We start from the raw sequence: 21,084 nt of genomic DNA, 5'->3' as shown, positions 1-21,084 counted from the left end.
GATGTAGTAATCATCATTTCGTATGCTTTAATGGATTTTGAGGAAGCCAAAACATTTAAGCCAAGTTTGATCTTCCCCGATATCGAGACGAATACTGTGGTATAAAATACATTTACGATATAATTGTGAACCTCGTAGTTTTAACTGCGAGGTTTTTTATTTGGAAGTTTTTGTCTATCATTGAAACGTTTCTGATAAAACCTATCTATTCTTTCCTAAAGGAACACCCAAACGAATACCGAGTTGCAAAAATTCTGTATCACCCGAATAATTCTCAAAAACTCCGGTTTCCGAAATCGGCAATTCATTTAAACTTCTTCCCAAATCAACCTTCTCCCAACCCACATAAAACCACACGGAAAGATCTTCTGCAATAACTTTAAACCCTGCATGAAATCCCGGATACCATTTAAAAGAAGACTTTGAGCTTCCAAGATAATCTTCTTCCTCGGTTTCCTCATTTCCAAAAGTGGCGTTACTTTTCGAGCTCTCAAATCCCAAATTCACATCGGCAAAAAAGAAAATAATATCAGATAATTCCTGGTAAAACCGTGGACACAGGCTGAGTGTGTAATAACTGGCTTCGGTAAATAATATATAATCGTTACCATATGGAACGACTTCACCACCAATGGGCTTTATTTTTTTATGAGAATTCTTCCCCGCGTATCCTTTCAGTTCAAAGGCAAATTTCCTAGATAAATAATACTCATAACCTAAGCCAAAATAATATCCGAAATCTTCATTATCAAGCACAAATGCGTTCGTACCCATATCAAAATTTAAATGAGCAGGGAATTTTTCGTCTTGTGCACTACACTCAGTAGGACTAAGAGTTTCCATAAAAACCCAAAATAAGATTAAAATAGGAGTGTTGAGCGTTGAAAATATTTTAGTCATTTGGAATATTGTTTATATAAAAAAACTGTGCCCAATTTGGGCACAGTTAATAAGATCATTTTCTAAGATTATAACCGATGTTAAGCTGAAACATGGGCAAAAATCCATACTTCCCTTTCATGTCAAAATAAACATATGGCCCAACATCAAATAAAACATAAAATTGATTAAAAGAGCGCTGTATTCCCCATGTTGGTCCAAATGCATAATCCACTTCTGAAGTTCTTGAAAAACTGGAAGCAATCTCCGGTCCTCGAACCAGAAATCTTACTCCAAAGTAATTAGATGAGTTATACTTTACATTTTTACCGGCACTATTTCTTTTCGTTATATTGTAGTAATTGCGATACTGCATATCGTAAAACGGTGATAACAAATACATGAATCCATCCCCGCTGGTTTTTAGGTCTTTGTATGAACCACCATAACCGATGCCAAGATTTAAAGCGAAAGTTGATTTTTCTGACAACTTAAATTCATATTCCATTCCTGGATTTAAGAAAGTAAGTTTTAATCCACTTTTAATTAACTGACTGTCATCTTGTCCGAACGAAATTTTTACAAAAAGAAATAATAGAAATACGAGTGTAATTTTTCTCATTTTAGTATGTTTTATAGTTTTCTGAAATTATATATTAGTTGACTTCAACAACTTTATTTCTTTCATCCTAAAACACAACTGTGTTTTATTTTCTACCTCACAATATATTATCCTTATCCTGAAAATTTGTGTCGAAGAACAGGGGTTCTTTTAACGACTGCTTAAATATAATTCAACAAATTCTCTTTTTCAAAATATAATATGTTAAAAATTAGTTTAGGGGGGGGGGATTTAGAATGAATAAAAATAATTCACACATCCTTTTAAATGCAATAGTGATACTTCAATTTAATAGTTATTTTTGACAATTATGAATCTCATGTTTAAATCAAAGATTTTTAAGGATTTTGAATCGTTCCGTCCCCTGCTTGAAATTTGGAAAGGCAGTAACAACACTATCGTTTTTACCAACGGTTGTTTCGATCTTATTCATAACGGGCACGTTGATTCGCTGCACAAATCGGCAGCATTTGGCACCAAATTGGTTGTTGGCCTGAATTCCGATGTTTCGGTAAAATTATTAAAAGGCGATAAGCGCCCCATTTTAAACGAACAGGCACGCGCCGAAGTGTTGGCTGCCTTTGAATGTGTTGACGCGGTAATTCTTTTTGATGAAGAAACGCCGGCCGAGATTATTGCAAAGATCATCCCCGACGTTTTGATAAAAGGTGCCCAATACGAAATTCATGAAATTGCCGGCCACGATACCGTATTAAATAACGGCGGAAAAGTGGAAACGCTTGAATTGATTGAAGGAATTTCAACCAGCGAAATTATTGAACGAATTAAAAACCTTTAACAACTCCGTGTAAACCTTAGCATTCTCTCGGTTAAATTTTATACCATTGAGATAACAGAGAACCGCACAGAGTAACACAGAAAAGAATGGCACAAACAAAAACCATATACACCTGCCAGAGCTGCGGCGCCCAATCGCCCAAATGGCTCGGGAAATGCTCCGCCTGCAACGAGTGGAACACCTACGTTGAGGAGATTGTAGAGAAGAAACAATCTATCGGAAAACTTTCGGTGCAGATTTCGGGCAACCAACCCATTACGCTCGAAAATATCGAAATGGCCAGAACACAGCGTATTTCGGTGGGGATTGAAGAATTCAACCGGGTTTTGGGTGGCGGAATCGTTCCCGGCTCGCTGATACTTTTAGGTGGCGATCCCGGAATTGGGAAATCAACACTGGCACTTCAGCTGGCGTTGGGTTTAAACGGGAAAAAGATTCTGTACATTTCAGGAGAAGAAAGCCTGCAACAGATAAAACTGCGTGCCGAACGTTTGAGCAATGCAAAAAGTAACTGCCTGTTTTTAAGCGAAACATCGCTGGAACATATTATCGCACAAAGTGAACAGGCAAAACCGGAGCTGCTGATCATCGATTCGATACAAACCATTTCAACAGAATTGATCGAATCATCGCCGGGTTCGGTTGGGCAGGTTCGCGAGTGTACTTCGGCTATTTTAAAATTTGCCAAAAAGAATCATGTTGCCGTGGTGCTTATCGGTCACATCACTAAAGAAGGCAGTCTTGCCGGACCAAAAGTTCTGGAGCACATGGTTGATACCGTTTTGCAGTTTGAAGGCGACACCAATTATATGTACCGCATTTTGCGCTCGAACAAAAACCGCTTTGGATCTACCAACGAACTGGGTATTTTTGAGATGCGCAGCGACGGTTTGCGCGAAATCACCAATCCATCCGAGCAGTTAATTTCAAAAGTAAACGTCGATGTAAGTGGCACCGCCATTGCAGCAACCGTTGAAGGTGTGCGACCTTTCCTAATTGAAATTCAGGCCTTGGTAAGCTCTGCAGCTTACGGAACACCTCAGCGCTCATCAACAGGTTTTGATTTGCGCCGACTGAACATGCTTTTGGCCGTTTTGGAAAAACGCGCCGGTTTTAAACTCATCGCAAAAGATGTGTTCCTGAATATTGCAGGCGGACTGAAAATCAATGATCCGGCAACTGATTTGGCGGTTATTTGCTCCATTCTTTCGTCGAATATCGACATTGCCATAAACCACAAAATATGTTTTGCCGGCGAGGTTGGATTAACCGGGGAAATACGCGCCGTAAGCCGCATCGAGCAACGTATTGCCGAGGCTGCCAAACTGGGATTTTCGCGCATTTATGTACCAACACTGAACAAAGGTTTCGATGCATCGAAATTTAAAATCGATATTGTAAAAGTAAGCCGGGTAGAAGAAGTATTTAAAACCATTTTCGCATAAAAATAATTTCTCGCAGATGGCGCAGAATTACGCAGAAAAATATTTCAGCTTGCTATAAAATCAGCGGTATTTGCGAAATCTGCGAGAAACATTTTATAAAACAGCACAAATAAGCTTTTTTAACGACCTTTTTTTGAAAAACGAATGAACTATTTATAATTTGGCAGCCAAATGAAAAATGCTTTTTTGATACTAATTATTGCTGTATTCGCATTCACTGCGTGCGAAAACGAGATTATGCCCAAACCCGAGCATTTGATTAAGGAAAAGAAAATGATCAATATGCTGGTTGACGTGCACCTGGCCGAAGCGGCTTATAACCATTTCCGATACGACTCGGCCATGTTAAACAGCCAGACAGAAGATTTTTACTATTCGGTTTTGGAGAAATATGAAGTTACCGATTCGTTATTTGAGCAATCACTGGTTTTCTACGAAAGTCACCCGAAAAACTTTGAGAAAATGTACCGCAAAGTAATGAGCCGACTGAGTGAAATGGAGCAGGAACGTTCAGGGCGAAAAGAGGAATTGGAGCCATTTGAAGAAGAATAATTAAATGTAAGGTGAGAAAAATCGCCGCCACATACGTCTTCCCCGGAACAACCTCGCCAATAAAAAACGGAATTTTAATTTGCGACGATGATGGAACGATCATCGAAATCCTGGAACGGGGCGATTCATTCCGTGAAGAAGCCGCAGTGGAGTTTTACAGCGGCATTCTGGTTCCCGGATTTGTAAACGCCCATTGCCATTTAGAATTTTCGCACCTCCACAACAAAATAGAAAAACACATAGGGTTTAGCGGTTTTCTCGAAAAGATAAACCAGTTAAGAGGTGAACCGGCCGACAAAGAAAAGGCCATGCAAATTGCCGACCGAAAAATGTGGGCAGCTGGAATTGCAGCTGTTGGCGATGTTTCCAACTCCGATCTTTCGCTTTCGGTAAAACAAAAAAGCAAAATCACTTACCACACTTTTGTTGAAGTTTTTGGCTTTCATCCAACGCGGGCTGAGCGGGCTTTTGTTAAAGCAGAGCAAGTGCTTGAATCGTTTGTAAAGGCAAATCTTTCGGCCTCCATCGTTCCGCATTCGCCTTATTCCGTTTCGCATGAATTGTTTGGGAGAGTTCAGCATCATGCAAAGGAAAAAGGAGGCCTGTTCTCCATTCACAACCAGGAAAGCAAAGCAGAAACGGAATTCTTTTTGTCGGGAAAAGGTGCTATTTCCAAACATTTCAGCGATAATTTAAAGCTGGATACCCAACATTTTATACCTAGCGGAAAATCGTCGTTGCAATCCATTCTTGAATATTTGCCAAAAGAAAATCAGTTGCTCTTAGTGCACAACATACAAACCCGAAAAGAGGATATTGAAGTATTAAAACAGTACCGCAGCCTTGCCAATACCTATTTTGTTTTGTGTCCCAACTCCAATCTTTATATCGAAAATGAGCTGCCGCCGGTAGATCTTTTTCGGGAAGAAAAGATGCAGATTTGTTTGGGAACCGATAGTTTAGCATCGAATACCGAACTTTCGATACTTCAGGAGATGCTCACCATTCAGCAAATTTTTCCAACTATTTCGCTGGAAGAGTTGATATCTTGGGCCTGCATAAACGGGGCAAAAGCCTTAAACATTTCAACTGCTTTTGGATCGTTTGAAAAAGGTAAAAAGCCCGGTGTAAACCTGATTACCGGCATCGATTTCAAAACGATGAAACTCACTCCAAAAGCAAAAGTTAAACGATTGATTTAGCCCAAATTCCCACCCAAATATTTTTAGCTATTTTTGCAGCAATTTTCTAATGAATGATTAAGATTGGCAACATAGAACTGGAGGACACTCCACTTTTTCTGGCACCGATGGAAGATGTCACCTACAAGTCGTTTAGGATGATGTGCAAAAAATTTGGCGCCGATGTAATGTACACCGAGTTTGTATCGTCGGAGGCACTGGTGCGCGATGTGGAAAAAACAAAACAAAAAATGCATTTGTTTGAGTTCGACCGCCCGGTGGCCATTCAGATCTATGGACACAACATCGACTCGATGGTGCGTGCGGCGCAGGTAGCCGAAGAATTTGAACCCGATTTTATCGACATCAATTACGGTTGCCCCATGAAAAAGATCGTGCGCCACGGCGCCGGATCGGCTATGTTAAAAGACATGGACAAAATGCAGAAGATGACTGCAGAAATTGTAAAAGCCGTTAAAATTCCGGTTACCGCAAAAACACGACTGGGCTGGTCGACAGGCAATCAACCTATTGTTGAAGTGGCCGAACGATTGCAGGATGCCGGAATTCAGGCGCTGGCCATTCACGGTCGTACGCGCGAACAGTTGTACACCGGTGAAGCCGACTGGACATTAATCGGAGAAGTAAAAAACAATCCGAAAATTCAAATTCCCATAATCGGTAACGGCGACATCAACAGTGGTAAAAAAGCCAAACAATTGCTTGATGCAACGGGTGTAGATGCTTTGATGATCGGGCGCGGAGCAATTGGCCGCCCCTGGTTATTTCGCGAGATAAAACATTACCTTCAAACCGGAGAAGAATTACCACAGCCAACTGTTAACGAAGTTGTGGAAGTATTAAAAGAACAACTTCAGCTAAACCTGGAGTGGCGCGACAATGAACGATCGGGGATTTTAATGATGCGCCGTCATTTTGCCAAGTATTTCCCGGGGTTGCCAAAATTCAGAGACCTAAAAATTCAACTGCTGCGCGCCGAAACGAACGACGAGGTACACGCCATTCTTGAACAAATTACCGAACAATACGGTGCATTTCAACTCGATTTTTCAACGGCCAGCTTAAAATAGAACAACTATGTACGACAAGTATTCGAAATATTTTTCTGAACAATCGTTGTGGGACAAGCTTAAGAAATTTGGCAAAGCGGCCGGAGCAAAAGTTGTTTATGCTGTTTTGTTGTTGTACTACACTTTCGAAGACAAAGGCGTTGGATTAAAAACCAAACTCAGCATTGCCGCCGCACTGGGTTATTTTATCCTACCCACCGATGCCATTGTTGACCTGACACCCATAATTGGGTTCAGCGACGACCTTGGCGTACTGCTTTTTACCCTCTCGGCAGTGGCGGGCAGCATTACCCCCGAAATTAAGGCCAAAGCTCGCGAAAAACTTAATGAGTGGTTTGGCGAAATCGACCCTAAAGAACTTCAGGATATTGACAAAAAAACTTTTTAAGACTTTTTTGCAAGCACGTTAACAGAGGTTAAACTACTGCCTTTATGAAAGTTATGGCATGAGCTTTGCATACATCTATTTAGTTAGATATATCGTAACTAACATGTTTTTAAGTTGAGTGATTGAAAGTAAGGCTGAGGCCTTGAACATGGTTTTTGTTTTTTGTTTTTTAAGGAGGTAAGATCTACCTTCGAATTGTTAGCTAGACTGGTCCCGCTTCTGCGGGACCTTTTCTTTTCTACCCTGTTCCATATTTATTACTACATTAGCGCCATAACATTTTTGCTATGCTCGAACTTGACTTCTCCACACTTCAATGGATTTTATTAGCAGTATGTGGCATGCTGGTTGGCATGTCGAAAGTAGGTGTTCCCGGTGTTTCCATGTTGGTGGTTCCCACACTGGCGCTAATTTTTGGTGGCAAAGCCTCAACCGGAATTTTACTACCGATGTTAATGATGGCCGATTTATTTGGAGTTGGCTACTATCACCGTCATGCCGAGTGGAAATACCTGTGGAAACTGCTGCCCTGGGCTTTTGTAGGAATTGGTATTGCGCTTTGGGTTGGCGAAGTAGTTAATGATACCTGGTTTAAAAATATAATCGCCATTTTGGTTTTTCTGTGTATTGGCCTTATGCTTTGGCGCGACCGCAAAAAAGGACAAAATCTTTTCCCCGACACCTGGTGGTTCTCAGCAACTATGGGTGTTTTAGGAGGTTTCGCTACGATGATTGGCAACGTAGCGGGTCCCATTTTTGCCATTTACCTTCTGGCCATGCATTTGCCAAAAAATAGCTTTATCGGCACCGGAGCCTGGTTTTTTCTGATCGTAAACTTCTCGAAATTCCCTTTGCACATTTTCGTTTGGAAAACCATCAACTTGGATACGCTCACACTTGATCTGATGCTTTTACCGGCCATCGCTTTTGGTGCTTTTGCCGGAATAAAAATGGTACAGAAAATATCGGATAAACTATACCGAACCGCTGTAATTATCGTAACCGCCCTATCGGCATTTTTACTCTTGATCTGATGGAACAACTACAACAATTTTTTCAAGACAAAACAGTAAGCACCGTTTTGGATGTTGGAACCGGAAGCGGGAATTTTATTTCGGTTTTAAAGGAAGCCTTAAACAATACCAAATTCACCGGCATCGATCCGGACAATGCATCGCTTGAAGAAGCTGCAAAAATCCATCCCGATGTGCACTTCAGTATTATGAGCGGCGAACAACTGGATTTCCCGGATTCCACTTTCGATGCAGCAAGTATTTCAATGGCCATGCACCATTTACCTGATGTTCAGCAAACTTTCAACGAAATGAAACGCGTGGTAAAACCCGGCGGCTGGATTATTGTAAACGAACTGTTTAGCGACAACCTGAATCCTGCACAGGAAGTACATAAAAGCATGCATCATTTCAGGAGTACGGTTGATCGGTTGAATGGAGTTTGCCACAATGACACGTTTACCCGCGCCGAAATTCTGGAGCAGGTTAAAAAGGCAGGACTGGAAATTTGCACGGCTTTTAACCAGGAAAAAGATCGTGTAGAACCAAGTACCGAAGATATTTCAGAGCGAAAAGACCAGCTAATAAAAATACTCAGTCAAATTAAAGACAGGCCGGAATACCACGAGTTGAAAAAGCAAATCCCGGAAATAGAAAAGGCGCTACAACAGTATGGATTTCAGATGGCCACAAGGTTGGTTGTTATTGCAACAGTTAAGAAAGATTGATGCAGATTGAATAACGATTGATATAGATTGTCCTTAAAACTTGCTACTCGCAGCTCGTGACTCGTAACTACGTCTACATCCTGTTATTCACAATATTGTTATAGATTGATCCAAACTGTACGCGAATTCCAACATTGGCTCCAACCTCGAATGACGAAGGTAACTGAACCTTATTCAGCAAAACATCTTCCAGCGAAATTTCACCTTTCGGCAAGTAAATCTGGTCGTGAACATTTTCTACGGTAAAACCCATTCGTACCGATAGCCCGCGAATAATACGAACCGACAGATCGGTATCAAAAGTTATCCGGTTTTTGGTCCAGTCGTGCATATAGTTCGTTGCATTTAGTCCGGCCTTTACTTCGCCCCAGGTTTGCACAATCTGCAAATCAAGGCGTAATGACTGCTCCCAAAGGCTTTCTTCCAATTTGTCATATATCGATTCCTCGTAATATTTCATCCACTCGGGCCCAATATAATAGGCAATGGTAAACACTTTTCGGTCCGACACATCCCATGGGAAAATATTATACTCCACAGCAGGTTTAACCGACATTGAGTATTTGGTATTGCGGTAATTACTGTTATAAAAACTTCCGAACAAACCTGTTGACCAACGCGATGACAAGCTTTTCACCACACTCGACGAGCCATATGTTGATGTATTATCCGAACGGTACTCTTCTCCGTCGGTGGTGTATTTCTTCGTATTTACTGAACGACGCGCATTGTTTCGTATCCTGATTTCGTCGGTAACCTTATCGGCACGCCCATAAAACGAATAGTTATAGTTCTTTTTACTTTCTTCCAGATTTACACTGCCACTAATGTCGCCTCTAAAAGTCCAGTTGTTCCATGGATCGTCAACTTCAGCAACCTGAGCCTGCTCTACTTCGCCCCGGTATCGAAAACTTATCTGATCGGAAGCTTTTGTCTGGTTTACAAAAGGCATTAAACCCAGCGAAAGTGCATCTTTAATTTTCTGGCGTTCCTCTTCGTTGGTATCGTCGGCAAGGATAGTACAGGTAATTGTAAAATTGCTGAAATTCTCGAACGTTAGGTTGTTATACATCAACGAATAAACCATTCCGCCCGAACCGCTCACCCGGCTATTTATAATGATATGCACATCGGCAACGGCCGGATCGTTCACAAAATCGGCAAAACGCATATTGCGGCGCATATAATCCATATCGAGCCGGGCGCCTTCGATATAAACCTTAATTTTTGCATCGCGTTTGTTGTACGATAACGATCCGTGGCTTTTTATACGCACATCTTTTTCGGGGTGTTCGGCTCCCGAAACACTACCAAATACAAAACAAATTAAAACTGTAAAAATGGTGAGAAAGCGCAAAATCATTTTAGTCCTCCTTATCAGGTTTAAATTGGTTTAAATGCAAATAAGTATTAAAAGCAAGCCAAATATAGAACTTCAACTTTAATAATTAAAACTTACTTTCTGATTTTCATTTACTTTGTATTACTTCTTCATATTGAAAGAGAAAAATGGCACGCAGAGAGAAAAAAACACGTAGCAAAGGTTCGGCCGGAAACAACCGAAAATCGGGTGATGATTTTTTACTTAACAACAGGCAGAAAACCGGAGTTTTAGAAACCGACAGTGGTTTGCAGTATTTAATTGTGGAAGAAAAACAGGGGCCAAAACCGGGTCTTTTCGATACGGTTAAAATTCATCAGCGCGCTTTGCTCCTCGACGGTAAAATTCTGGAAGACACTTACCGCCAAAACCAGCCCGACGAAGTTAAAATAGAAGAACTTATCGAAGGATTGCAGGAAGGTTTACCTATGATGAGCGTTGGCAGCCGTTATAAATTCTGGGTGCCTTCGGAACTGGCCTGGGGACGAAAAGGTACCGGAAATAAAATTCCACCAAATGCCGTGTTGAGTTTTGATATTCGTTTGGTGGAGATTTGCTGAGAGCATGAAAATGCCGGTTATTCCAACAGACGCATTTTTAAATCCATCGACTCATGTAAAATCCTTGTTATTTCTACAAAATCTGGATTTATCTGCCGGAAAAAGATAATGTGTCGGTTAACATGAAACCCGAGTAGATCAGGACTTACTTTGGAATATTTTCGACCAAGAGCTGAATTCCTAGCTATTTTTTTACAAGCAGCTATCAATTCATTATAATATTTATTGGCCTGTCTTTTCGACCATTCTTCAAATGTATAATCCCAAATTTGAGTTAAATCATCAACTGCTTTATTCGTAAAGTAATAGTCAGCCATTTAACTGTTTCTTTGCTTTTAAAGATTCAAGATGTTCTTTCGGATCAAAATCATGAGCTATTCCACTTGCAACTCCCTCCCGTATGGCATTTTTTAATGCTACTACTTTGCTCTCTTCTTCTTCTAAAAGTCGTAACCCGGCACGAATAACCTCACTCGCATTTTTATATCGACCTTTAGAAATGCTATCCTGAACAAATTGATCAAAATAGTTTCCGAGCGATATTGAAGTATTCTTATTCATCTCTATTAATTTTTACCAAATATACCAAATATTGGTATATCAATCAAGTCTAACTTATTTAACAATCAAACTAATCCGCTAAATATCAACGAATATTATAAATTTACTATGCAAAACAGAATTCAATCTATCTAATTTTTGTTTTGGGGAAGCCATCATCGATTTGCGACTACAGAGATTTGCTGAGCTAACTCCAGTGTAAATTCAGCCACGTTTTTACGCCCGCCATAATCATTTCAATGGCTACCGAACCAACAAACAGCGCGGTAATACGTCCGGCCAAATCGAAATAACGCTCAATCAATTCTTCCCGTTTTTGGCGAATTACATCGTGCAAAAATTTTAAAACCACCAATACCAGAATACACAGCATAACCGCCACAACAATGGATGCGCACGATATAAGAATGTCGTTACGTTTACCAATAACCACGCTGGCACTAATGGTACCGGGGCCAATTAAAACCGGCATAGCAATGGCTCCGGCAATGTGTTTCGATTCGCCACGCAATATCTCAATGGCAGTTGGCCCGCGAAAAACAAACTGCAGCCCGATGAGCAGGAAAACAATACCACCAAACAACTGAAACGAAGCAAAACGAACCTGAAATACATCGGAGAAAATACGATCGCCAACCACAGCAAAACTGCAGAATGCAATACACGAAATAAAACCGGCACGAATTAAAACCCGCCGAAACTGCTTATTATCGAGCTTCTGAACAATGTCGATTAAATAAACAATTACCAAAAACGGATTTAATAAAACAAGTAATAACAGTATCGATCTTGTAAATTCGGTCATGTCTTTTCCGGTTTTTTATATGTTGTTTGAGCCTCTTCTTCAATATTGATTAAATTATGAAGTGTAGCTGTTGCGATAAATATAAAAATACAAATCAGGAATGCAATAGCTTTCAAACATCAATTCTGTTGAATTGCACCCTGGCAACAATTTGTTATTGGTAAAAGGAAGGTGTGAGCGTTGGCTGTGTTTCCCCTTTTTGTATTCAACGTAAAGTGCTTGTTTTCGTACAAAGTGCCAGCTTTAACGTTTATACCGGCCTGTAAGTATGAAACATGCACAGTATTGATAAAATTTATCGTTGCAATGAAGCCCGACAGCTGTCGACAACAAAATCAGCTGTCAGTTTTTAATCCTACAGTCGTCGGCAACAAAATAAATTTTCAAAATCGATGATTTATGCTGTCGACAAGCAAAAATATTTCTGATTTTCAACTCGACAGCCGTCGGCAACAAAAAAAACTTTCAGGATTTAACTCGACAGCCGTCGGCAACAAAAACAACTTTCAGGATTTAACTCGACAGCGGTCGGGTTAAAAATAAACTTTCAAAATCCTTCTCCACCGCTGTGGAAACGAAAAAATATTTTCAAAACACAGCTCCACGGCCGGGGAGAATCAATTCTGCATCCCGAACAGCCCACCACAGTTGAAACAGGGAAAAATTCGATTCGCCATTTACTTCCCCAATCATTATCGGCGTATCATGCAAAAAACCGGGGCTGTATTTATATCATTTATACAGCCCCGGTCTCTTACTTTCAGCCTGGTTTGGGGAAAATCTTCAGATTCTATCTTATTATGGCAGATTAACTGCTACGCTTTCTCCGAATACGGTAACACTTGCCAGATTATTACAAGCATCTCCTGTATCGGAACCAGGCCGGTAGTCAATTTCACAACTCAGGTCGTAATCCTCGAGGCCAATGTACAGCACTCCTTCTTTAATCCAACGGCAACAATTACTAATCAGCAGTGGTGTTGTTGTAGACATGGTGTAGGCATATCCGTCGGAGCTCGTTCCATTGTGGGTTCCTGTTATTTGGAAATTATCATCGCAAAAATCGGAGGTTTCACCACTTGTTACCATATGCGTATCGTAGCCACTTATCCATTCGCGCTGTGTTTGTTGCTCGAAATAAAACCTTTTACCATTAGGTGCAGTAATTACGCCATCGCTTACGGTACAGGTATATACCGGGTGTTCGCTGGCATTTGGGCCGCTGTAAGCAATGGTTTGCACGCCTTCTACTTTATAGTCGTCGTGATAAAAATCGTCGAAGGTGATTTCCCATTCAGCTCCGCTAACTCCAGGGAAATTATCGGCAGTAATAATCAATTTCCCTCTCCGCTCATGGTTATCTAATCCCAAAATATTTTCAGGGCCATAATCCACAGTTATGGTTTTTGGCCAGGAGGTAAGATCGAGTGGCTCAATAGAAATTTGCGGATAATTTTCGTTTGTAGTTGTTGCGCTTTTCAGCATGCCCTCCGATTGAAAACCGGCACTGGTTCCTTCTTCCTGCGTGGAAGTATAAATACTGTAAGCAGTTGCAGCTTCCATTACCAAAACAGTGGCTTCATCGGATGTGATGGTTCTCTTATCAACTTCTTTACAGGCTGTGATTAACAGAATCAACAAGCCCAAAACGACCAATAGTGTATTTCTCATAGCATTGAATTATAAAGGTTTATCGTCAAACTTAACGTTTTTTCCTAAAAAATAGTATAGAATGTGCTTTCTTCTTTTTATTTCATCAAAACATATCTGCACAAATCCAGGTACCTGCTGAGAGGTACAATCAGGGGTAGTCTATAAATTCTGGTGTAGACTTGCGACTAAGAAAAAAGCCGCTCCTAATAAAGGAACGGCTTTAACTATCGTTGTGCGTTATTCTACTAATAGAACTTCGCTCTTTTGTCTTCTATTTCTACCGAGTTACGGAATACATTAAATACTTCCGAACCAACACGGTAAGTGTTTGTTTGCGCCAAACGCATTTTCTCGGCTGCTACATCAACACCGGCACCTTCGCTAACCGAAGTAGGCATTACAACATAAACACCGTTGTTTCCTGCAATTGGTTCCGATACTTCGTCAACATCAAGTGCTGCAACTGTTCCAATTACTGCAGGTTCCAGACCAATTCCGGGAACCGAGAACGAGTTAAAGTTAATTGCATTTGCAGTCTGAACTTCAGTATCAAGAGCTGTAGCGGCAGCGGCTAAATCTGCATTGCCGTTTAAAGCAGCTTCTGCTTTCTCAACCAACAATTCAGCTTTTTTCTCCTTTGTTACTGCTAACTCAACACGTGCTTTTACGTCTTCGAAAGGAGCAATTCCTTTTTCAGTTTTGCTTGCTAAAATGGCAATTACAAAATTGTCGCCCAGTTCGAAGATGCGTGAATCCTGGTTGTTAGTCAAAATATCATTAACCTCAGCTTCGTATGCAGCTCTAATTAAAGTACGGGCATCTTCCAAACCAACAATTGTACGCTGATTTTCGCTAACATTGGCTACCCTTTTTGTAAGGCCTTGCTCGGTTACTGCAGTGTTAAATGCTTCGGCAGTTGGGTTTTCACCTACAAACTGGCTTGCTTTAGAATATACATTCTGGTAAGTTCTTGTGCTTGGCTCAACATTGCGGGTAAGGTATGCCACCTGCACCTGACGTGTAAGTTTTCCACGTTTGGTAGTTTGTACCAGATGAATTCCGAATTGTGTTGCAACCATTGTAACACTATCAGTTGTATTGTTAAAAGCGGCATTTTCGAAAGGTTTCACCATTTGACCACGCTGGAACCAACCTAAATCGCCACCGTTGATTGCAGAACCCTGATCATCTGAATTGGTACGTGCCAGTTCGGCAAAATCAGCACCATTTTCAATCATTGTTTTCAAGCTGTCGGCCAATTGCTGTGCAAGAATAGCTTCGGCCTGATTGGTTACCTGCAATAAGATATGACGCGCCTCAACCGAATCGGGCATCATTTCCGATTTGTATAATTTTACCAAAGTAAATGACTCACCTTCTTTGTAAGGACCGTATACTGAGCCAACCTCAGCACCTTCGTCGAAAATCCAGTTACCAACGGCTTCCGGAAGGTCGTCTTTTTTGTCCCAGGCATCGTTAAAGCTAATGTCCGAGTTGGTGTCAACAAACTGAATGGTATTCTCAGTTTCTTCAAAATCAGCTTTAATATCTGTGATCCACTCTTCAGCGTCAGCAAAATCTTTTTCCGATGGTTCAACCGGATAAGCAATGTATTCAATTCTTCTGCTGGCTTCTGTTTCGTAATCTTCTTTATGTGCGTTGTAATAATTTTTCAGATCTGTTTCCGTAACGGTAACATCTTCGTCGGCAACACTACTGTGTGGTAAAGCGATGTAATCGAAATTAACCAATTTGTTTCCGGCTGTTGCACTGGTCTCAGCCTGCTCGCCTGTAACGTACATACCTTTTGCCACCATATAAGTGTATTTGCTTTGTGTACGTTCTTCAACAATTTGTTGCTCGATGTTTAACCATGATGCACGGTCTTCAGGCGATATTAAGCCTGTTTCCATGTTTTTCAGGAAACGAACTACCGAATTACGATCGAACTGACCGGTTTGCGGGTTGCTGAATATTTGACGAACAATTTGGTGTGGATTTGCTCCCTGAAGCATATCGAATAACTCTTCTGAGCTAACTTCAATACCAAGATCTTCGTAGGCTTCACCCATAACAATCTCGGCAATTTTACGTTGCCAGGCCTGTTCACGCACTTGTGTCCAGGTATTATCATCTAACTGATTTTGCCCATAGTTTTGTTTGAATATCTCCCCAAGTTCTTCTACCTCTTGCTGAAATTCAGGATATTGAATTGATTCACCATCAATTACTCCAACTTCTAATCGGTTTCTCTGAAACATCGACGAACCTCCTTGCAATAAATCGCCAAGGATGAACGCTGCCAATGATAAACCGATTACAATTGCTACTAACAATCCTGCTTTCGTTCTAATGTTTTGTAACGTTGCCATTGATTTACAGTTATTTTTTGTCTAAAATCGTTTGAATTTTTCGAGCTACGAAGATAATAATTTTAACTGTTTTACCTCTAATATCGAATATTTTTTACCAATGCCCGAAACAAGCTTGGAATTAGCAGACTACCAGCGTTTTACCACCCTAAGTCTTTACAGGATTAATCGTTAAGAAGTTTGAGTTTCACCAATTCGATTTTAGTATTGGTTGCCTTTAGGATTTTAAACTGAAATTTTTCGATTTTTATAACCGAGTTCACTTTTGGTATACTTTCGTAGTTGTAAAGTATAAAACCGGCAAGTGTTTCAAACTCTTCGTTTTCGGGAAGTTCGAGGAAATACTTTTCATTCAGCATATCGATTTCGGCCCGTGCTGAGAAGATGAATTCGTTATCGCCTATTTTCTTTTCAATAATACCTTTAACGTCGTGTTCGTCTTCAATTTCGCCAAATATTTCTTCCAGAATATCTTCGCTGGTTACCATTCCGGCAGTTCCGCCAAATTCGTCAACAACAATGGCTATACTGCGATGCTCCTGAATAAAGGTGCTCAGCAATTTATTTGCAGGCATGGTTTCGGGCACAATCAATACATTTTTGATGAATGGATCGATGGTTTGCGGGTTCTTAAACATCATTGAAGAGTGCACATAGCCAATAATATTATCGATACTTTCGCTGTAAATCAGAATTCTGGAATAACCGGTTTCAACAAATTTTTGTCGTAAATCGCTTATTGCTGCACCTGTTTCCATCATTGCTATTTCGGTTCGCGGAATCATTACTTCACGCAGCTTTATTTTCGAGAAATCGAGTGCATTCTTAAACAGTTTGATCTCGGTTTCAACAAGTTCCTTATGTTCTGCACTTGTCCGGTCGTTCTCATTTATAAACTCATCAAGATCAATTCTGCGAAACACCTTGTTTTTATCTTCGTTGCCGGGTTCGGTTTTAAAAACATTTCGCAGCAAAAAATTGGTAATGCCCATCGAGAAACGTGTTACCGGGAAAAAGATCACATAAAAAAAGGCAAGCGGTAAAGCAAAAACGTTTAATAACGAATTAGGGAAAATGCGAAATAAGGTTTTTGGTAAAAATTCGGCAAACAATAAAATTACAAATGTTGAGATGATGGTTTGCAGCAATAAAACCACTGATTCGGATTGAATTGAGTTGAGCAAAACCGGCTCTAAAACAGTAGCAAAAGCAATACCGTAAACCACAAGCGCGATGTTGTTGCCAACCAACATGGTAGCAATATACTGACCACCATTATGGGTTAAAAACCTTAGTAATTTTGAGCTAAACGGATCGGATTGTTTATCGAGCTCGAGACGCAGTTTATTCGCTGACACAAAAGCAATCTCCATTCCTGAAAAAAAGGCTGAGAGAATGATCGTTATCAGAATCAGCAAATACGGGTTCATAAATAGCTAGTTAAAGTTTACAGCTTTTTTGGGTGGTGTTTTCGAAATTACCGGATCGTTTATTTCCGCTTTAGGCTTTTCAATTTTGTTTTCTGTTTGGTCGGGCTGGTTTTTATTATCTACCGCAACATAAATAACACCTTTCGGATTTGTAATTTTCCAGTTTTGCATATTCTGGTCCGATGTTAACCCTGTTCCTGTAATAATTTTGTCGGCACTAATAATCTTCACATATTCTTCGGTAAAGATCGTTTCGTGTTTTTCGTCCCAAATAAGGTGTTCGGTTTTTAACGAGTCTCCTTTTTCATTGGTAACTACCACATTATTTTTGGCTTCCCACTTTTCTTCCTTAATAAATTCCTTGGCATAATCTGCCTTAATACTGGAAGTTATTTTATAGTTCTCGTCGTATTCAATAAGCAATAAACCTTCGGGGAATTCGTGGAACATCTGGCCATCGTTTTCGAAGCGAAGTAATTTTGGGGCTTTAAGCGAAAAGCGAACTGTACCAGAGTCGGTATTGAGTGTTTCGAAATTTGTAGCCTCTAAAACCGGCAAATTTTCGGGGGAGCTAAAAGCTTTTATCTTATCAATGTCGTTTTTCTTACAAGCAAAGAAAAGTATTGCAGTTCCCAACACGGGAACTGCAATACGAGACAATTTTATTAGTTGCAATATGTTAGAAGCGAACTTTTGTGTTTTCATTAATCCAACCTCCTACGTGATATGTAGAACCTTCCTGTAGTCCTTCCATAAATGCTTCTTCTTTGTTAGGGAAATAAGCTTTGTATTTTCTAAGGTTTTCTGCTGCATCGATTGCACAGTCTTCGCCGCGACGTGCTTTTGCGAAGTAGTCGCATGCTACCCAGAATACTGCTGATTTCTCCATGGCCGATCCGTCAAACTTTTGTGAAGCAGCAACATAGATGTTTGCAATCAGCAAGTTTGCATCACATAAATCAGGATCCAACTCAAGAGCTCTTCTGGCATCGTTACGTGCTCCAACATAGTTACCGTCTTTTGTAAAACGAACCAAACCGCGCTCGTAATGGTAAGTAGCTTTCAATTTATCATCAGTTTCCTGGTCAATAGCCATTTGGTAGTATTCACGTGCTTTTTCAACATCGTCCTTTTTCAGGAAACGACGAGCCATGTTAAATGCTGCTTCGGCCGAAGGATCAAGTTCGTACAAACGCTCGGTAGCTAAACCAAAAAGTTCAGTTTCAGTACATCCGGCTCTACCCAAACGACGCAACATTGATTTGATAAAATCAGCATCGTTTGAATTATCGTGGTACTGAGGTTCGTAAATGCTAATTAAAGCTTCGCAATCAGCAGCACCTGATTTTCCGAAAATATTTTCGATATAAGGAATTACTGTTTCCTGTGTTAGTTTTACCTTATCTGCATCTTCGTTAGCCTCAACAATTTTATTTGCAATTGCAGTCGAAACTTCGTAATTTTTAACTACCTGCTCTTTTGGAAGTTCACCCAACTTGAATAATGCAACAGTTGTTTGCATGTACAACAGAAGTACAGGTGGTTCAGTTTGGTCGCCTTGCAGCTCAACCGATTCAGACAACCACGCATAACCCGACTTATGAATTGCTTTTAAAGCATCACCTTCAGGTGCTTTATCTCTGTTCTGGTCTAATTTGTATTTTAACCATGATGTACCTTTACGACCTAGCACATAACCACGTTCGCCAAAGTACTTCATTCGTTTGTCGTACAATTTCATGTACAAATCAATGTACCTATCGCGTTCAGCATCAGTTTTGGCAGTTTCAATCTGGTGCTCGTAAATCTTAGAACCGTGAATATATAGGTTCATGGTAGATTTAGGATACATGTTATACAGCTTTTGCCAGTGTGGAATAGCTGACTTATAGTCTTTTTGTTTGAAGAATTCACCATACAAACTAAGCTCGTTTAAGAAATCTCTATCCTGAGCTTTCATCAGTTCTTCCAAAGTGCTTAGGTTTACTTCTCCGGTTTCTTCTTTTTCGCCATCGCCAGAAGGAAGACTTCCGCTAAATGCAAAATCAAACACATCGCCTGATTTGCCTTCGATGTCTAATTTTTTTGATTCATCGATAAATGTAAACCTGATGTATTTTGATTTTTCATCAGCTTCAACTTCATACTTTCCATCAAAACTGGTCATCATTTCTCCACCCTTATGGGCTTCAACAGTAATACCAGCAGCCGGTTCTCCGTCGATGTAAACAGTTCCTTTAACAACTCTTTGCGCCTGTGCACCTGTAATACCGACCATTACAACTGCTGCGATTAAAAGAGATATGCGTAAAATAGCTTTCATAATGAGTTTTATTTGTTTTTTCTTTTTTTTTTGAATTCTAGTCAATTTTTCGCTGCATAAACCATAAGTCGTGTAAGCTTACACTCACATTCACTTTTGCATATTTTTCGAGTACCAAATTATATTCTTTTGTTCCTCTTTGCCCGAACTCGGCACTTAGATTAAGTGTTGAGTTAGAGCGATACAGTGGTAATCCAACACCAAAACTTATGCCAAAGTCATTTATGTGCTGTCCGGCGAAGGTATGGTAAGTTTGTTCGTATTTCAAACCGGCGCGATATGCAACACGGTTAATAAAACTTCTGATCGAAAACTTATCCGGAATCCACTCAGCCCCAATCGCAAATTTATTTAAATCTGTTAAGAAATTGCTTTTACCTCCTAAAAATTCGGCGTTGGCCCATCCTTCGTGGTAATAATCTACATTTATTTCATACACATTTTCTTTGGCCAACGATAGTCCCCCGCCTATCATCATTGGGAAAGTCAACTTTCCCTCCTCTTCTTCGCGATAGTTCAATGTATCCTGATCCAGTGCACCTCCGTACGACAGGTTTTTCTGAATAATATCGGATACAAAGTCGGTATATTCAGGTGAATTGGCGAACACCAATCCAAATGTTAAACTTTTATCATTTTTCAATGGCAGGGTTGCCTGTGCTCCTAAATCCAATCCAAAATCGCGTATACGAACTGTTGAATACCGTTGTACATTATAAAATGTTGGATCGGCAAAAGTTACTTCCGTATTTCGGTTTAATTGCCCGAAACGGTAATTCAGGTTTGCACCAACCGACACGTTTTTAATGGGTTCGATAGCAATTCCCCAACGGGCATTCGAAATGGTTCCCGCTCCGTAGTATGTGTTGTAAACGTTTCCAACATTTTCAATGTCGGCAGTTGACGTTACGTAATAACCTACATCCGAATAGGGTGTTAAACTTAAGCTTGTTGCCGCCCAGTCGGTTATCCGGAAGCTCATGGCAAAATACTTGAAGTTTATATCATTCGTCTTCATACTTGTGCTTTCGGTTTGGTTATTGGCAAATTTGCCTTCCAAACCAAACTCAAAAATAAAGTTGAGCGAATCAAGCGATGTGTAACTGGCGGGGTTGGCCGCATTTATCTGCATTTTGTATCTGCTTGCAAGGCTCGCTCCTCCCATTGCCGACGAACGTCCGAGCGAATAGGGCTGCAAATCACCAAGACCATAACGCGAATACGGCGATGTGGTATTATTATTAAACTGTGCAAACAATACAGCCGGGAAAAATAATAACCCGGCGATCAAAAAACTTACT

At 40.4% G+C, this 21,084-nt stretch carries 21 protein-coding genes; 9 read left to right on the top strand and 12 right to left on the bottom strand.

Going from position 1 to position 21,084, the window contains the following annotated elements; translation table 11 throughout:
- Window positions 1–201: 201 nt before the first annotated feature.
- The gene (locus ABZB17_RS08185) at window positions 202–900 is read right to left on the bottom strand and encodes a hypothetical protein (RefSeq protein WP_372649291.1); all 699 of its coding nucleotides are present in this window, start codon (window positions 898–900) and stop codon (window positions 202–204) included.
- 55 nt (window positions 901–955) lie between these two features.
- Window positions 956–1,501: a hypothetical protein gene (locus ABZB17_RS08180; protein ID WP_372649289.1), complete on the bottom strand. Its 546-nt coding sequence runs from the start codon at window positions 1,499–1,501 to the stop codon at window positions 956–958.
- A 319-nt stretch (window positions 1,502–1,820) separates the two neighbouring features.
- On the opposite strand from ABZB17_RS08180, the gene rfaE2 reads away from it, so the two are divergent.
- The 8 genes from rfaE2 (at window position 1,821) to ABZB17_RS08140 (ending at window position 8,698) form a co-directional block, all read left to right on the top strand.
- Window positions 1,821–2,300: a D-glycero-beta-D-manno-heptose 1-phosphate adenylyltransferase gene (gene rfaE2, locus ABZB17_RS08175; protein ID WP_372649287.1), complete on the top strand. Its 480-nt coding sequence runs from the start codon at window positions 1,821–1,823 to the stop codon at window positions 2,298–2,300.
- 86 nt (window positions 2,301–2,386) lie between these two features.
- Complete coding sequence (radA, locus tag ABZB17_RS08170) at window positions 2,387–3,745, top strand: DNA repair protein RadA (protein WP_372649286.1); 1,359 nt, start codon at window positions 2,387–2,389, stop codon at window positions 3,743–3,745.
- 171 nt (window positions 3,746–3,916) lie between these two features.
- Window positions 3,917–4,297 carry a DUF4296 domain-containing protein gene (locus ABZB17_RS08165; RefSeq protein ID WP_045031366.1) on the top strand — a complete coding sequence of 127 codons (381 nt, stop codon included), beginning with the start codon at window positions 3,917–3,919 and terminating at the stop codon, window positions 4,295–4,297.
- Between the two features lie 11 nt (window positions 4,298–4,308).
- On the top strand, window positions 4,309–5,499 hold the full coding sequence (locus ABZB17_RS08160) for an amidohydrolase family protein (protein ID WP_372649284.1): 1,191 nt from the start codon (window positions 4,309–4,311) through the stop codon (window positions 5,497–5,499).
- A gap of 53 nt (window positions 5,500–5,552) precedes the next feature.
- A complete protein-coding gene (dusB, locus tag ABZB17_RS08155) occupies window positions 5,553–6,569 on the top strand; it encodes a tRNA dihydrouridine synthase DusB (protein WP_372649282.1) in 1,017 nt (338 codons plus the stop codon).
- Window positions 6,570–6,576: 7 nt separating this feature from the next.
- Window positions 6,577–6,957 carry a YkvA family protein gene (locus tag ABZB17_RS08150; RefSeq protein WP_303922937.1) on the top strand — a complete coding sequence of 127 codons (381 nt, stop codon included), beginning with the start codon at window positions 6,577–6,579 and terminating at the stop codon, window positions 6,955–6,957.
- 287 nt (window positions 6,958–7,244) lie between these two features.
- Complete coding sequence (locus tag ABZB17_RS08145) at window positions 7,245–7,991, top strand: sulfite exporter TauE/SafE family protein (RefSeq protein ID WP_372649280.1); 747 nt, start codon at window positions 7,245–7,247, stop codon at window positions 7,989–7,991.
- The gene (locus ABZB17_RS08140; protein ID WP_372649279.1) at window positions 7,991–8,698 is read left to right on the top strand and encodes a class I SAM-dependent methyltransferase; all 708 of its coding nucleotides are present in this window, start codon (window positions 7,991–7,993) and stop codon (window positions 8,696–8,698) included. The genes ABZB17_RS08145 and ABZB17_RS08140 overlap by 1 nt, the downstream gene beginning before the upstream one ends.
- A gap of 73 nt (window positions 8,699–8,771) precedes the next feature.
- Here the strand turns inward: ABZB17_RS08140 and ABZB17_RS08135 are convergent, their stop codons facing one another.
- The gene (locus ABZB17_RS08135) at window positions 8,772–10,061 is read right to left on the bottom strand and encodes a hypothetical protein (protein ID WP_372649277.1); all 1,290 of its coding nucleotides are present in this window, start codon (window positions 10,059–10,061) and stop codon (window positions 8,772–8,774) included.
- 146 nt (window positions 10,062–10,207) lie between these two features.
- Between ABZB17_RS08135 and ABZB17_RS08130 the strand changes: the two genes are divergently transcribed.
- Window positions 10,208–10,639, top strand: coding sequence for an FKBP-type peptidyl-prolyl cis-trans isomerase (locus ABZB17_RS08130; protein WP_372649275.1), 432 nt, complete (start codon window positions 10,208–10,210; stop codon window positions 10,637–10,639).
- 17 nt (window positions 10,640–10,656) lie between these two features.
- On the opposite strand, the gene ABZB17_RS08125 is transcribed toward ABZB17_RS08130, so the two are convergent.
- The 9 genes from ABZB17_RS08125 to ABZB17_RS08085 all read right to left on the bottom strand — a co-directional run.
- Window positions 10,657–10,956 carry a type II toxin-antitoxin system RelE/ParE family toxin gene (locus ABZB17_RS08125; RefSeq protein ID WP_372649273.1) on the bottom strand — a complete coding sequence of 100 codons (300 nt, stop codon included), beginning with the start codon at window positions 10,954–10,956 and terminating at the stop codon, window positions 10,657–10,659.
- The gene (locus ABZB17_RS08120) at window positions 10,949–11,200 is read right to left on the bottom strand and encodes a type II toxin-antitoxin system ParD family antitoxin (RefSeq protein WP_372649271.1); all 252 of its coding nucleotides are present in this window, start codon (window positions 11,198–11,200) and stop codon (window positions 10,949–10,951) included. Before ABZB17_RS08120 ends, ABZB17_RS08125 begins: the two co-directional genes overlap by 8 nt.
- A gap of 187 nt (window positions 11,201–11,387) precedes the next feature.
- Window positions 11,388–12,005, bottom strand: a complete 618-nt coding sequence (locus ABZB17_RS08115; protein ID WP_372649269.1) for a MarC family protein — start codon at window positions 12,003–12,005, stop codon at window positions 11,388–11,390.
- Between the two features lie 798 nt (window positions 12,006–12,803).
- On the bottom strand, window positions 12,804–13,676 hold the full coding sequence (locus tag ABZB17_RS08110) for a hypothetical protein (protein WP_372649267.1): 873 nt from the start codon (window positions 13,674–13,676) through the stop codon (window positions 12,804–12,806).
- A gap of 227 nt (window positions 13,677–13,903) precedes the next feature.
- Window positions 13,904–16,030: a peptidylprolyl isomerase gene (locus ABZB17_RS08105; protein ID WP_372649265.1), complete on the bottom strand. Its 2,127-nt coding sequence runs from the start codon at window positions 16,028–16,030 to the stop codon at window positions 13,904–13,906.
- 164 nt (window positions 16,031–16,194) lie between these two features.
- The gene (locus ABZB17_RS08100) at window positions 16,195–17,460 is read right to left on the bottom strand and encodes a hemolysin family protein (RefSeq protein WP_045031356.1); all 1,266 of its coding nucleotides are present in this window, start codon (window positions 17,458–17,460) and stop codon (window positions 16,195–16,197) included.
- 6 nt (window positions 17,461–17,466) lie between these two features.
- The gene (gene lptC, locus ABZB17_RS08095) at window positions 17,467–18,120 is read right to left on the bottom strand and encodes an LPS export ABC transporter periplasmic protein LptC (protein ID WP_372649263.1); all 654 of its coding nucleotides are present in this window, start codon (window positions 18,118–18,120) and stop codon (window positions 17,467–17,469) included.
- 19 nt (window positions 18,121–18,139) lie between these two features.
- Window positions 18,140–19,783, bottom strand: a complete 1,644-nt coding sequence (locus ABZB17_RS08090) for a hypothetical protein (protein WP_372649260.1) — start codon at window positions 19,781–19,783, stop codon at window positions 18,140–18,142.
- Window positions 19,784–19,820: 37 nt separating this feature from the next.
- A partial coding sequence (locus ABZB17_RS08085) for a hypothetical protein (RefSeq protein ID WP_372649258.1) occupies window positions 19,821–21,084 on the bottom strand: 1,264 nt, incomplete at its 5' end.

This window comes from Draconibacterium sp., assembly GCF_041583095.1.
Lineage (GTDB): Bacteria > Bacteroidota > Bacteroidia > Bacteroidales > Prolixibacteraceae > Draconibacterium.
The sequence above is the reverse complement of the archived record's forward strand: the minus strand, read 5'-3'. Positions and strand labels throughout refer to the sequence as shown.

What these genes read in the sequence shown, in the direction of transcription:
- ABZB17_RS08185 (WP_372649291.1), bottom strand. Translation starts at nt 900, where the DNA reads ATGACTAAAATATTTTCAACGCTCAACACTCCTATTTTAATCTTATTT.
- ABZB17_RS08180 (WP_372649289.1), bottom strand. Translation starts at nt 1,501, where the DNA reads ATGAGAAAAATTACACTCGTATTTCTATTATTTCTTTTTGTAAAAATT.
- rfaE2 (WP_372649287.1), top strand. Translation starts at nt 1,821, where the DNA reads ATGTTTAAATCAAAGATTTTTAAGGATTTTGAATCGTTCCGTCCCCTG.
- radA (WP_372649286.1), top strand. Translation starts at nt 2,387, where the DNA reads ATGGCACAAACAAAAACCATATACACCTGCCAGAGCTGCGGCGCCCAA.
- ABZB17_RS08165 (WP_045031366.1), top strand. Translation starts at nt 3,917, where the DNA reads ATGAAAAATGCTTTTTTGATACTAATTATTGCTGTATTCGCATTCACT.
- dusB (WP_372649282.1), top strand. Translation starts at nt 5,553, where the DNA reads ATGATTAAGATTGGCAACATAGAACTGGAGGACACTCCACTTTTTCTG.
- ABZB17_RS08150 (WP_303922937.1), top strand. Translation starts at nt 6,577, where the DNA reads ATGTACGACAAGTATTCGAAATATTTTTCTGAACAATCGTTGTGGGAC.
- ABZB17_RS08145 (WP_372649280.1), top strand. Translation starts at nt 7,245, where the DNA reads ATGCTCGAACTTGACTTCTCCACACTTCAATGGATTTTATTAGCAGTA.
- ABZB17_RS08140 (WP_372649279.1), top strand. Translation starts at nt 7,991, where the DNA reads ATGGAACAACTACAACAATTTTTTCAAGACAAAACAGTAAGCACCGTT.
- ABZB17_RS08135 (WP_372649277.1), bottom strand. Translation starts at nt 10,061, where the DNA reads ATGATTTTGCGCTTTCTCACCATTTTTACAGTTTTAATTTGTTTTGTA.
- ABZB17_RS08130 (WP_372649275.1), top strand. Translation starts at nt 10,208, where the DNA reads ATGGCACGCAGAGAGAAAAAAACACGTAGCAAAGGTTCGGCCGGAAAC.
- ABZB17_RS08125 (WP_372649273.1), bottom strand. Translation starts at nt 10,956, where the DNA reads ATGGCTGACTATTACTTTACGAATAAAGCAGTTGATGATTTAACTCAA.
- ABZB17_RS08120 (WP_372649271.1), bottom strand. Translation starts at nt 11,200, where the DNA reads ATGAATAAGAATACTTCAATATCGCTCGGAAACTATTTTGATCAATTT.
- ABZB17_RS08115 (WP_372649269.1), bottom strand. Translation starts at nt 12,005, where the DNA reads ATGACCGAATTTACAAGATCGATACTGTTATTACTTGTTTTATTAAAT.
- ABZB17_RS08110 (WP_372649267.1), bottom strand. Translation starts at nt 13,676, where the DNA reads ATGAGAAATACACTATTGGTCGTTTTGGGCTTGTTGATTCTGTTAATC.
- ABZB17_RS08105 (WP_372649265.1), bottom strand. Translation starts at nt 16,030, where the DNA reads ATGGCAACGTTACAAAACATTAGAACGAAAGCAGGATTGTTAGTAGCA.
- ABZB17_RS08100 (WP_045031356.1), bottom strand. Translation starts at nt 17,460, where the DNA reads ATGAACCCGTATTTGCTGATTCTGATAACGATCATTCTCTCAGCCTTT.
- ABZB17_RS08090 (WP_372649260.1), bottom strand. Translation starts at nt 19,783, where the DNA reads ATGAAAGCTATTTTACGCATATCTCTTTTAATCGCAGCAGTTGTAATG.